This window comes from Aureicoccus marinus (assembly GCF_002954325.1).
GTDB classification, from domain to species: Bacteria; Bacteroidota; Bacteroidia; order Flavobacteriales; family Flavobacteriaceae; genus Aureicoccus; species Aureicoccus marinus.
The window spans coordinates 685,434-698,020 of sequence record NZ_MQVX01000001.1 but is presented as its reverse complement, the minus strand read 5'-3'; the positions used below and the strand labels follow the sequence as shown (position 1 = coordinate 698,020).

The window sequence follows — 12,587 nt, the reverse complement described above, 5'->3', positions numbered from 1 at the left end:
CTATTGGGGAAAATGGGATATACTTACGTCTTTGTCGACCAAGAGGGTGCAGATTCTACCTCCGCCCTTGAACACCTCTCTCAACGAGAAGGCTTGATGGAAGTGGCCCATGCCAAAGATTACGAGGAAGGTCTCGAAATCATCCTAGAAACTCAGCCCGATCTGATTTTTGTTCGCATGGAGCAGGGGGCTCCACTGGACAACTTCATCAATCAATTGCATCAGTTCTTAATAGAAATGCCCTTGATGATCGGGCTTTCTCGGGATACCGGCATGGCTTATCCTGCGATCAAATTGGGTTTCTTTGATCTTATGCATCTTCCTTTTCGGGGGGTCGATTTGAACAAAACACTCCTGCGTCTACAAAAATCCCTTCCCCTTTCCGAAAAGAGCCCAACCCTTTGCCTGAAGACCTATTCGGATTTCCATTACCTAAAGACGGATGAGATCCTGTATTTAAAAGCAGACAACAATACTACGGACTTCCATATGCGCAACGGGAAGGTGATTTCTGCCTACAAAACCCTCAAGTCCTATGAGGGAGCCTTGCCTGAGAACTTTATTCGGGTACACCAGAGCTACATCATCAACAGCGATTATGTCTCTCGAATCAATTACCGAAAAAACCAATTCAGCATTCGGGATAGGGAACCCCTGCCCTTCTCTCGCTCTTACAAGCCTAGAGTGGATCAACTCAAAGAATTACTGACCAAAAATGCGATCCGCACCATGAGTTAACCGAATTCTTTCAAACTCAAGGCAGATTCTTCTTTTCTTCTTCAGGATACTATTTAGGCTCATTTTCACTGGGCTTAGCTCGGGTGGTCTTTCTACTTTGATAGTACGTTTTACTGAAAAAGCACCATCAAATCATAAACCCAAAACACCCAAAATCATGAAAAAAACAATTGTATTACTCGCTCTATTGACCTTTGGTTTAAGCTTTACTTCTTGCGACGCCGCTGCGGAACAAAGATGAAACGGCTGAACTATATGACACCTTTTCCCCAGATCCGGATGAAGATGAAAAAAAGAAAGATTAACTGGTAAATCCTGTTAAGTCTTACTAAACTAATTTCCCAACCCCAAACTCCTGTTTTGGGGTTTTTTTGTACCTTCTGGAACGTATTTTCCTTCAAACCAACGATTCCAAATATGGCTCGGGCTTTCTTTGCAATTCTCCTTCTTTTATTGCTTTTTTCATCCTGCTCTCAGAAAACCAAAAATCCGTCTGATTACTACAATGAACAAACCTTAAACTCTTTGCTTGAGGAAATAGATTCGTTTAAAAGTGATTCTAGAAATAACTTAAAAGTGTTTAAGTCTCGTCTTAAAGAATTGGAGGATTCAGTTTACGAATTTGATAATGAACTTGATCAAATAAATTTAATTGATGCGATTACACTTGCCTATCTAAGAATAGATGATACTATAGCATTTGAACGTGTTAATAATCTTCTAAGAAATTACCAACATAATCCTATAACAGCAAAAGCTACTGTATGGCATTACTATAACAAGGAAAATTTAAAAGTAAAGCAAGGTAAACTTGCTGAAGCCTATGAAATTCTGACCGAAGGTTTTGATGAGGTTAATTCGCTCGTTCTAGCAGAAAAAGATCAAATTTATAAAGTAAGAATGTTGGTAGCCATTTCTTCATTAGAAGAGGATGCTCGACTATTTGAACAAGCAGAAACAAAATTAATTAGGAGCCTTGAATTATTGGACGAAAACGAATACCCTGAACAAAAAGAGCTTCATCTATATAGTAGAATCTATAGCTGTTTGGGGATAGTTCACTCGGGTATGCAAAATTATGCTCAGGCTGTTGAATTCTATAACAAATCCATTTTTTATGGTCAACAACTTGAAAATGAATACGATCGCAATAGAAGTTTATACTTTTATTTAAATAACATGGCGGTGGTCTATTTTGAGCAAGATAATTTTGATGAAGCTTTCAACTTTTATCATAGAATAAGAACTGAATTACCTCAACCAGCTCAAATTATATCAAGAATTAATAATAATGTTGGGTATGCTTCAAGTGGTTATTTTGCCGATAAAATTTCGTTCGTAGAAGCCGAAACTTATCTTTCGGATGCTCTTGATCTTGCTAAACTGGAACGTCCAACACATATACCCTGGGTAAAATATAGTTGGGCTAAGGTATTGGATAACGAAGATCGTTTAGAGGACGCCCTTGTTCTAATGAAGTCGGTATTCGAACTTTCTAAGGAGTTTGAAAATACCGATCGCGAATTAAAGGCCTTGCGATTTCTTTCTGTCAAGGGTCGGCATTTAAATGAAAATTACTCTGAGGCATATGCGAACTTGGTTGAAAAAACATGGATGGATGAGCGCAAACTTCAAGAGAAGTTCTCTGAAATTCAATACGGTGTTGATAAAGCTGAAGAAGAGTTGGCTAAGGAAAGTCAGAAAAAGCAAATCTGGCTTGGAGTAAGTCTTGCCTTGGTTCTTATCGCCTTCGGTGGATTCGTCATCATTGAGCAACGCAACAAGAACAAAGAGCTCCGCTACGAAAAACAACAACAACAGGCCAATGAGGAAATCTACAACCTTATGTTGAGCCAAAGAGCCAAGCTCGAAGAAGGTAAGCAAATGGCCGAAAAAAGTATTTCTGAAGAGATTCATGACGGTATACTAGGTGAGATGTTGGGCATTCGACTCATCCTCTCCGGATTAAATAACAGTACAGTCGAAGAGGATGTACAAAAAAGGATGGAACTGATTGAGCAGCTACAGGGAATTGAAGAAGAACTTCGTTCCATCTCCCACCAATTGAATGAGTCCGCTTACCGCAAGGTCAACGAGTTTGCACTGGCCTTGGAAGAACTCTTGGAAAACAACTGTAAACCCGCCAAACTGGAATACAGATTCATGTACCCCAATGACTACAATTGGGACTTACTACCCGGCGAAATTAGAATTCAAGTATATCGAATGTTACAAGGGGGCTTAAAGAATGTTGTCAAGCACGCTCAGGCTACCGAAGTCCAAGTCGAAATGAAGGCAACGGCAGAGGACATTTCTCTGAAACTCAAAGACAATGGCGTTGGTTTTACCCCTTCCGATGAAAATAAGGGCATCGGTTTAAAGAATCTCAGGTCTCGAATTCAAAAAATAAACGGTATTTTAGAGATTAGAAGTATTGTCGGTCAGGGAACAGAACTCCTCTTTAGTCTACCCCACGACAACCTTATCCAAAACACCACCATTCCTGAAGAAGAACGAGCTAATGTTTAAAGGAACATGAAGATGAAAACACTTCGCATACTAGCGGTCGATGACCACGAGATGACCATGTTGGGTTATAAGTTTATTTTAGAAAGAATCGTTTTTGACAACTACAATATCTTGGTGGATACCGCGAATTCTTACGAGGCCGGTAAAGAAAAGATTGAAGATTCGGCCAGCTCTTTTCCCTATGACATTCTTTTGCTCGATGTGCAACTCTTCCCTCCTAATGAATCTCAACCCCATAATGGAGAAGAACTCGGAAAATTGGCGAGGCAACTTGTCCCTCATAGCCGAATCATCTATATGTCTTCCTTCAGCGACAACTACCGTATCAACACCATTCTGCAAAGTGTGAACCCTGAAGGCTATATGGTGAAGACCGATATTGACCCGATCACTCTGGAAGATGCCATCAAAACCGTAAGCAAAGGGGACCCTTACTACTCTGCTAAGGCCCTGAATGCGGTCCGTCGCAAAATGTCGAATAGTTTTGATTTGGACGAAAAAGATCGCAAGATTCTCTACCACCTTTCCGTTGGAACGCGTACCAAGGATCTCGAACAGCATGTAGACCTCTCCCCTTCTGCTATCGAGAATAGAAAACGTTCTCTCAAGACAAAATTTGAAACAGAGAATCAAAACGACATGGCTTTAATTCTCGCGGCTAAAAACCGTGGATTTCTTTAAAAGGGCTGGAAATACACAAAAAAACACCGCTTATAAAGCTTTTCCGTAATTATTTTAAGGAAAAACCTACCTTTTATTTAGTCATTTCCCTATAACTTCGACATGGGAATAGAAAAATCGAAGCAATGGACCAACCTGAAAAAATGAAGCTCCAAGAGGAACTGGAGAATTTATCGCCTATTAAATCCTTCCGCCAAAACCTCGAAAAGAACTTCTTTGGCAGAATTCATATGCGAGAGTTGGAAGACGATTTGGTGCGTGAGCGCTTATTGGCCTTGGATGTTGAATGTCCCTTCGCCTTAACTGACCTTCTTTTTCAACTCAACACAGGAAATTGGGGCGGTTTTAAACAAACCGATAAGAGTGCCCTCAACCCTTTTCAAAAGGCTCTTTTTGACTTAAGAAGTGGGACAGAACCCGATTTAGACATCGGAGAGCTCACCTTTATCCTTAACGATACCACCATCATAATTAGTCGAATCGATCACAACAGTATTTCGGATCAATTACACGAAATCCTCAATGCCTTGGCAGATCACCTGCTGCATTTTAGCAGAGGACTTTCTGAATGGCCTTTCGAAATCTTTGTACCCATATTCGAAGAGCGACACATTGAAGCCGGTGTACCCCTTTTCAACCAGAGAAAACATCTGGGTTATCTCAAGTTCTGGGGACTATACTTTGATAGTGATGAGCAAACAGATCCTGTCATTTACGACTTGGAAGAACGTTCCATCGTTGAAGGGGATTTCTACCTTCTGAACGCTTAAAACCGCTTAAACAGGAGAACCGACTGTTGAAAACTGAAATAAATCGCGGCCAGCCATTAATTGGTTGACCTGAGATTTAACAGCCTTCAGATTCGCTTCTTCCTCCGGATTCATTAAGCACTCGTCTATTAAATCAGCGACTCTTCTCATGTCTTGCGCATTCAGTCCACGAGTGGTAATGGCTGGAGTACCTAAACGAATACCCGAAGTGATGAAAGGCGATTGATTGTCAAAAGGAACCATGTTCTTATTGGCAGTGATATCGGCCAGCTCCAGGGCTTTTTCTGCTAACTTACCGGTAATCCCTTTGTTGCGAAGATCGATGAGGATCATGTGGTTATCGGTCCCTCCAGAAATAATCTCGTAGCCTTTTTCGACCATGGCCTTTCCAAGGGATTGAGCGTTGGCTTGTACCTGCTTGATGTAATCGCTAAACTCGGGCTGTAGAGCTTCCCCGAAGGCCACCGCTTTGGCGGCAATTACGTGTTCCAATGGACCTCCCTGGTTCCCTGGGAAAACAGCCAAATCCAAAAGTCCCGACATTTTTCTCAGGTTCCCATTCTTGAGCCGAATTCCAAAAGGGTTTTCAAAATTTTCCCCCATCATAATCAAACCCCCTCGAGGTCCTCTCAAGGTTTTGTGGGTAGTCGTGGTTACGAAATGGGCATAAGGCAAGGGATTGTTCAGTACTCCCTTAGCAATTAATCCTGCCGGATGCGAGATATCAGCCAACAAAAGGGCACCCACTTTATCCGCAATTTCACGGAAACGCTTAAAGTCCATATCGCGAGAATAGGCGGAAGCCCCTGCGATGATCATTTTCGGCTTTTCCTTCACCGCTAAATCTTCGATTTGCTCGTAATCCAGTAGTCCGGTCTCTTTTTGTACTCCGTAAAACACGGCTCTGTACAATTTCCCAGAAAAGTTGACTGGAGAACCGTGGGTCAAGTGCCCCCCATGAGACAAATCAAATCCCATGATGGTATCTCCAGGCTGTAGACAGGCCATAAAAACAGCTGCGTTGGCTTGTGATCCCGAATGCGGTTGAACGTTGACATAAGCAGCACCAAAGAGCTCTTTGGCTCTTTCTATCGCCAAATTTTCGACTTCATCAACCACCTCACAACCACCGTAGTAACGCTTACCCGGGTACCCTTCTGCGTACTTGTTCGTCAGGACGGAACCCGCTGCTTCCAGTACGGCAGGACTTACAAAATTCTCTGAGGCGATTAATTCAATTCCTCTGGTCTGGCGTTGTCTTTCTTGTTCAATGAGGTCAAACAAACGGCTATCTCTCTGCATAAGGCGAAAATTTTTGCTAAAATACAAAAGGGAGTCTCTGCTTAATCGCTTATACTAAGATTTCTGTCCACACGTTAAGTGGATATGAAAAAACCAATCTACATCCTTTTGTTTTTGAGCCTAATGGCTTGCCAATCAGCCAGAAAAACCCAGAAAGCGGTCAATGCCGGAAACTACCCTTCGGCCATGAACAGGGCCATTGACAAACTTACCAACAACAAAGAGCGAAAAAGCAACCAAGTATTTGTCGTGGCTTTAGAAGAAAGCTTTGCCAAGTACACTGAACAAGAGCTTAGGCAGCTTCGGTTTTTAGAAAAAGAGAACCTGGATGCTTCCCTAGAAGAGCGCTACAACATTCTTGGGAATCTCACCGACTGGCAAGAACGTATTCGCCCCCTTCTGCCCTTGCGGATTCAAGACGAACGCAGAGAAGCCCGTTTCCGATTTACGGACTACAGCGATCAACTACTCCGCACCAAGACAGCGCTTACGGAGTTCAAATACAATCAAGCCGTGCAGGAATTCGGTCTTTGCCAAACCAAAGGAGATTTCCGTCGAGTACATCAACTCTTTGAACAAGTGGATGCTTTAAATCCCGGGTATAAAGAAACGATCAGCTTCATGGAAAAAGCCCATGAAAAAGGCCTGCAACTCGTATTCCTAAATTTAGAAAACAGAACGGAGCAGGTTCTGCCCCAACGATTAGTGGATGAGCTATTGGATATTGATCAGTACGGATTAGAAACCTACTGGACCCAATACCACACCCAAGCCCAAGCCAAAGACTACGATTACCAGGTCAGTCTTGACTTCGATCAGTTGTTTGTTTCTCCAGAGCGCATTATCGAAAAACAAATCAGCCGAGAGAAGCAGATTGTCGATGGCGTTCAATTCTTGCGCGACAATAATGGCGAGGTGGTCAAGGACAGCTTAGGAAACAAAATCGAAGTTGACCGGCTGATTACGGTTCGATGTGATTTCTACAAATTCCGTCAATTTAAAGAAGCCAACCTCGGAGCCCAAGTTCGGATAACCAATAATCGAAACGGGCAGTTGGTGAAAAAATTCCCTCTGCAAAGTGGCTTCATTTTTGAACACATTTTCGCGCGCTTCGAAGGCGATCAAAGGGCTTTTGACGATGGGTGGTTGGATTGGATACGTCAGCGCGAAGTTGCTTTTCCTTCCAATGAACAAATGATATACGATGCCGGTGAAGACCTGAAAGCTCAGTTCAAGTCGGCCATGAGACGGGTCTCCTTGGAATGACCTAATCGAGATAATCGCTTAAACGCACCTCTTGAATGGCGCCGTGGGATTCGTGAAGAACTGCGGTGCCATTTTTTATAATCAGTAATTGGGGCGATTGGTGAAACACCTGAAAGCGTTCCGCTATCTCATTCGATACTGAGCGGTAATTCAACAGGTCCAAGACATAAAGATCGGCTGCATAGTCCCCTTCGGCCCATGTTCTTTCGAAGGCTCTCCACACCATTGCACTGATTCCACACCGAGTTGAATGCTTAAAAATAAGTTGTGGGCGGGTTTCGGATTGCTTAGCAATCTCGTCCAGTTGAGTGCTTTGACTCAGAGCGGTCCACAAATCCGGTTGGCTAGCTCCTTCGCTAGCTCCTGTATCTTTCTTTTTTCTCTTCCAAAACATAATGCAAAAGTAGACTTAAACGGGTTTAAAATGAATACCTAAATGCCAAAAAGACAGTGATTTCCTTTGATTTTCTGCCTTTTTGACGGGAGCTGAGCCTTGGTATTGAATTTGATTTCTAGTGATCAAAACACAGAAGCTATGGATCCCAATAAATTGACGATAAAAACACAAGAAACCTTACAGCAGGCGCAGGTTTTAGCTCAGAGTATGGAACACCCTGAGGTAGACGACCTGCATATCTTTAAAGCAATGGGGCAAGTAGACGAGCACCTACTGCCCTATTTATTCAAACATCTGCAAGCAGATTACCCTACCCTGCAACAAATTGTCGACCGAGAACTCGAAAGAAAAGCCCGGGTAAGCAGCAGTCAAATCTCACTTTCGCCAAAAGCAGCTCGAACGATTAACGACGCCATGGTACAGGCTCAAAAAATGAAGGATGAGTTTGTGACCCTGGAACACCTTTTACTTGCCCTGAGTGCTTCCTCCGATTTTATCGGGAAGCTACTCAAGGACCAAGCATTTCCCCTCAAAAGGTTCAAGAAGCTATAGAAAGACTTCGCAAGGGAGGAAACGCCAATTCTCAAACCGCCGAAGACCAGTACAACGCACTGGGAAAATACGCCAGGCACCTAAACGAAATGGCAGAGTCCGGCAAGCTCGATCCTGTGATCGGTCGGGATGAAGAGATTCGACGTATTCTTCAAATTCTTTCGCGGCGCACCAAAAATAACCCTATGCTCGTCGGGGAGCCCGGAGTTGGTAAAACAGCTATTGCGGAAGGGCTCGCACACCGTATAGTCCAAGGTGATGTTCCCGAAAATTTAAAAGAGAAGCAGGTGTACTCCCTGGACATGGGAGCCCTGATCGCCGGAGCTAAATACAAAGGGGAGTTCGAAGAACGCCTGAAATCTGTTATTAAAGAAGTAACGGGTGCAGAAGGGCAAATCGTCCTCTTTATTGACGAGATACACACCCTGGTGGGTGCCGGAGGGGGTCAAGGTGCCATGGATGCAGCCAACATCCTAAAGCCAGCACTAGCACGTGGGGAACTCCGAGCTATTGGAGCTACGACTTTAGATGAATTTCAAAAGTATTTTGAACAGGATAAAGCGCTTGAAAGAAGGTTTCAAAAGGTACCGGTAAATGAACCGGATACCGAAAGCGCCATCTCTATTTTAAGAGGAATCAAAGAGAAATACGAATCTCATCACAAAGTTCGCATCAAGGATGAGGCAGTGATTGCCGCGGTAGAGTTATCACAGCGCTATATCAGCAACCGGTTCTTACCGGACAAAGCAATAGATCTGATGGATGAAGCAGCCTCTAAACTTCGGATGGAAATCAACTCCAAACCAGAAGAACTTGACGCTTTGGACCGAAAAATTCTCCAGCTAGAAATTGAAATTGAAGCAATCAAAAGGGAAAACGATCAAGAGAAACTCAAGTCCCTTCACCTAGAAATCGCTCAACTTAAAGAGAACCGCAATACCATTTTTGCCCAGTGGGAAAAGGAACGCGCGGTGGTTGACGGAATCCAGAAAAAGAAAAAAGAACAAGAAGAACTCAAGTTGGAAGCCGAACGAGCGGAGCGCAATGGTGACTATGGACGGGTGGCAGAAATCCGCTACGGAAAACTTCAGCAACTCGATGAAGAGCTTCAGGAATTGCAGAGAAGTATGAAACAGCAACAGGAAGACAGCGAAACCTTGATCAAGGAAGAAGTCGGACAAGAAGATATCGCTGAAGTGGTTGCAAAATGGACGGGGATTCCCATTCAAAAAATGCTTCAAAGCGAGCGGGAAAAATTGCTACACTTGGAAGATGTCCTTCACAAGCGGGTTATTGGTCAAGAGGAAGCGATTGAAGCCATTTCGGATGCTATCCGCCGCAGCCGTGCCGGTTTAGCGGATGCAGCCCGACCTATAGGCTCCTTCCTTTTCCTGGGGTCTACCGGGGTCGGTAAAACAGAATTGGCCAAGAGCCTGGCAGAATACCTGTTTGACGATGAGTCGGCACTTACCCGAATCGATATGAGTGAATACCAGGAACGTCACTCGGTAAGTCGATTGATTGGGGCTCCTCCTGGTTATGTGGGGTATGACGAAGGCGGACAATTGACAGAGGCTGTAAGACGTAAGCCTTATTCCGTTATTCTGTTAGATGAGATCGAGAAGGCCCATCCAGACACCTTCAATGTCTTGCTTCAGGTTTTGGATGAAGGACGATTAACGGACAGCAAAGGTCGTACAGCTGATTTTCGCAATACCGTTGTCATCATGACTAGTAATTTGGGAAGTCCGATCATACAGGAAATCCTCGGAGAAGGAACCGATGAGATTCAGCTGAAAAGAGCCCGAACGGAAGTCATGGACTTACTTAAAAAGACAATACGCCCCGAGTTCTTGAACCGCATAGATGATATCGTTCTCTTTACGCCGCTCGGACATGAACACATTCGCGATATTGTTCGCTTACAATTGCGCTTGATCAATAAACGATTAGAAGGTCAAGGCCTTGTATTGGAAGCTACAGAAGAAGCTTTAGCCCATTTGGCTCAAAAAGGATTTGACCCTCAATTTGGCGCTAGACCCATTAAACGTTTGATTCAAAAACAGGTTTTAAATCGCTTGTCCAAAGAATTGCTTGCGGGAAGGATTCAGCCCAATGCGGTCTTGCTCTTGGATGAATTTGAAGAAGAGTTGGTCTTTCGGAATCAGCCGAGCTTGGAGCAAGCTTAAGCAGTAAAAAAGGGAGTCGTTGACTCCCTTTTTTGTATACCATTGAGTATATTATATATTAGCGTAAATTGTCCACCTATGTCCGGAAAAGCCGAAAGAACCACCCAGTTTATCATTGAGACCGTAGCACCCATTTTTAATAAGCACGGATATATAGGAACGAGCATGAGTCAGTTGACTCAGGCCACTGGGCTAACTAAAGGGGCGATTTACGGAAACTTCGAAAATAAACTAGCCTTGGCCCTTGCGGCTTTTGAATACAACAGCCAGCTATTGCTTAGTGAATTGGATCGGGTTAGTAATGACGATCCAAAAGCCGTAAACCAACTTTTCGGGCTACTGCACTTCTACCGGCATTACGACGCCTTCACCATGCCTATGGGAGGCTGTCCATTGGTTAATGTTGGCGTGGATGCACAGAACAACAATTCTGAACTCGCTAAAGCAGCCAAACAAACCGTCAAAGAAATTGAGACCCGAATTGCAGGAATTTTGGATCGAGGGGTCAAAGGAAATGAATTTCACATCCTTCTGCCTCCACTGCAATTTGCAAAACAGTTTTTCACCATACTGCAAGGTGGAGTGGTAATGGCCACCTTAACCCGTGATCGAAAATACCTCATCAACACTGTTTCTTACCTAGAACACCTCACCAAAAAAGAATTGAGAATGACCTCTTGATACCGGTAAAGGCCTTTTTAATGCATAAAAAACCAGGTTCTTCACCTGGCTTTTTTCTTTATTGCCTCACTCTGAAGATCCAGGTTTCGCCAAAGTACCTTCCAAAATATTGGGTGTCTCTGGCTTCCCGAGCCTCACTTAAGGTATTGAATCGATCGAGGTAAACGTAGTTGTAGCCGTTCAATCCACGGTAGAACGACTTGGGATCCAATCCGTCTCGCTGCAGGCGAGTCATAAAGCGCTCAAAGTACTTCTGAGTCGCAAACACATTGGCAATCAAATAGTATCCCGGGGCCAAGCCATCCGCATTGGTCACCTCCTCGTATTTTTCGCCAGTTCTCAAGTTGAGCTCTTCTGCATCTCTTTGCGCTCGAGCGATACTATCTAAACGTCTCTGTTCGGCCAGTCTAGTTTTATAAATAGAATCTTGTTTAGCAATGGCCTTTTGGCGCTCCTCCTCTCTCTTTCTGGCTTCTTCTTCTGCCCGGGCAATACGGTCCAATTCATCTTGATCCTCCGCTTCCTCTTTTTTGGCTCTGGCCTTGCGAGGACCAAAACGATAAGAAGTAACCAATTCAATGGTTGGGTCGGCGTCACTCACCGGACTATCTAATCCGAACTCGACCAAACCACCGACAGACCACTTTCCAAACAAGGTTACCCCGGCACCTCCTGAGGCGCCATAAAAATCATTATAGCCTCCCTGCAGCCAAAACTTAGGAGTAGAAAAAAGAAGCGTTCCCCCATAGCTCACGTCCATCACTTCAGAGTAACGCGCATAAGCCAGTGGGCGTAAAATGGCTCCGTTACCCCCAAGAGGGAATTCATAACTCATGGCTCCCGCAAAAATACGCTGCATATCGGTAGTCTCGCGCGCTTCTGTTTCGAAGTTGTAATCGTAGGCCATTTCGCTGGACAGCGCCAAATCGAAGCGGTTCAATTTTAGGCGAATCCCTGGATTGATCGCGAAGACTAAACCGGTTGTGGCTTCAAGTGCAGGGATATCCAATGCTGCTGTTGGTACAAAGCGATCCTCTTCATCGTCCAACTCTTTGTGGCTTCCAATGATATTGGTCGCCAAAATCAGTTGACTGTTCCCTCCCAAAGGAAAGGCATAAGCAAAGTTCAATACTCCACCGCGATTCACAAAGACACCAGTGCTGTGTTGCAGAAATCCCACTCCAAAGGATGCTCTCTCCCCAAGTTGTTGGCTGTAGTTCGCGTAAAGTGTGGTGAAATCGGCATCAATCATTTGCCACTGCCACCTGGACCATACGGAGAGGGAAGCCGGATCATCCCGGTCAATGGAATAAGCCGGGTTAAACAAACTGGCGTTAAACTGTGTGATGTTGTGTTGTCTAAAATCGGTTGGTAAATCGAGTCCTTGTGCAAAAGAAAAGCTACTTACCAATAAAAATAGAGCGCAAAAAGCGACAAAGGTTTTCTTCATAGTCCTATTCTTCTAGACTGAATAAGCGTTTA

At 44.1% G+C, this 12,587-nt stretch carries 9 protein-coding genes and 1 pseudogene; 7 read left to right on the top strand and 3 right to left on the bottom strand.

What is annotated here, in order from left to right; translation table 11 throughout:
- Positions 1-12: 12 nt before the first annotated feature.
- The 4 genes from BST99_RS03310 (at position 13) to BST99_RS03295 (ending at position 4,718) form a co-directional block, all read left to right on the top strand.
- Entirely contained in the window at positions 13-738 is a 726-nt protein-coding gene (locus tag BST99_RS03310) for a LytR/AlgR family response regulator transcription factor (protein ID WP_105000531.1), read from the top strand.
- 417 nt (positions 739-1,155) lie between these two features.
- Positions 1,156-3,267 carry a tetratricopeptide repeat-containing sensor histidine kinase gene (locus BST99_RS03305; protein ID WP_105000530.1) on the top strand — a complete coding sequence of 704 codons (2,112 nt, stop codon included), beginning with the start codon at positions 1,156-1,158 and terminating at the stop codon, positions 3,265-3,267.
- 12 nt (positions 3,268-3,279) lie between these two features.
- A complete protein-coding gene (locus BST99_RS03300) occupies positions 3,280-3,948 on the top strand; it encodes a helix-turn-helix domain-containing protein (RefSeq protein ID WP_105002420.1) in 669 nt (222 codons plus the stop codon).
- Between the two features lie 143 nt (positions 3,949-4,091).
- Positions 4,092-4,718: a hypothetical protein gene (locus tag BST99_RS03295; RefSeq protein ID WP_146106188.1), complete on the top strand. Its 627-nt coding sequence runs from the start codon at positions 4,092-4,094 to the stop codon at positions 4,716-4,718.
- Positions 4,719-4,724: 6 nt separating this feature from the next.
- Here the strand turns inward: BST99_RS03295 and glyA are convergent, their stop codons facing one another.
- The gene (glyA, locus tag BST99_RS03290; RefSeq protein ID WP_105000528.1) at positions 4,725-6,020 is read right to left on the bottom strand and encodes a serine hydroxymethyltransferase; all 1,296 of its coding nucleotides are present in this window, start codon (positions 6,018-6,020) and stop codon (positions 4,725-4,727) included.
- A gap of 84 nt (positions 6,021-6,104) precedes the next feature.
- On the opposite strand from glyA, the gene BST99_RS03285 reads away from it, so the two are divergent.
- Positions 6,105-7,286 carry a hypothetical protein gene (locus BST99_RS03285; protein WP_105000527.1) on the top strand — a complete coding sequence of 394 codons (1,182 nt, stop codon included), beginning with the start codon at positions 6,105-6,107 and terminating at the stop codon, positions 7,284-7,286.
- 1 nt (position 7,287) lies between these two features.
- Here the strand turns inward: BST99_RS03285 and ytxJ are convergent, their stop codons facing one another.
- On the bottom strand, positions 7,288-7,680 hold the full coding sequence (ytxJ, locus tag BST99_RS03280) for a bacillithiol system redox-active protein YtxJ (RefSeq protein WP_105000526.1): 393 nt from the start codon (positions 7,678-7,680) through the stop codon (positions 7,288-7,290).
- Positions 7,681-7,821: 141 nt separating this feature from the next.
- Here ytxJ and clpB point away from each other — a divergent pair.
- Positions 7,822-10,424: pseudogene (gene clpB, locus BST99_RS03275) on the top strand (ATP-dependent chaperone ClpB).
- A gap of 78 nt (positions 10,425-10,502) precedes the next feature.
- A complete protein-coding gene (locus tag BST99_RS03270) occupies positions 10,503-11,105 on the top strand; it encodes a TetR/AcrR family transcriptional regulator (RefSeq protein ID WP_105000525.1) in 603 nt (200 codons plus the stop codon).
- A gap of 58 nt (positions 11,106-11,163) precedes the next feature.
- Here BST99_RS03270 and BST99_RS03265 read toward each other — a convergent pair whose 3' ends face one another.
- Positions 11,164-12,555 carry a PorP/SprF family type IX secretion system membrane protein gene (locus BST99_RS03265; RefSeq protein WP_105000524.1) on the bottom strand — a complete coding sequence of 464 codons (1,392 nt, stop codon included), beginning with the start codon at positions 12,553-12,555 and terminating at the stop codon, positions 11,164-11,166.
- Positions 12,556-12,587: the final 32 nt, after the last annotated feature.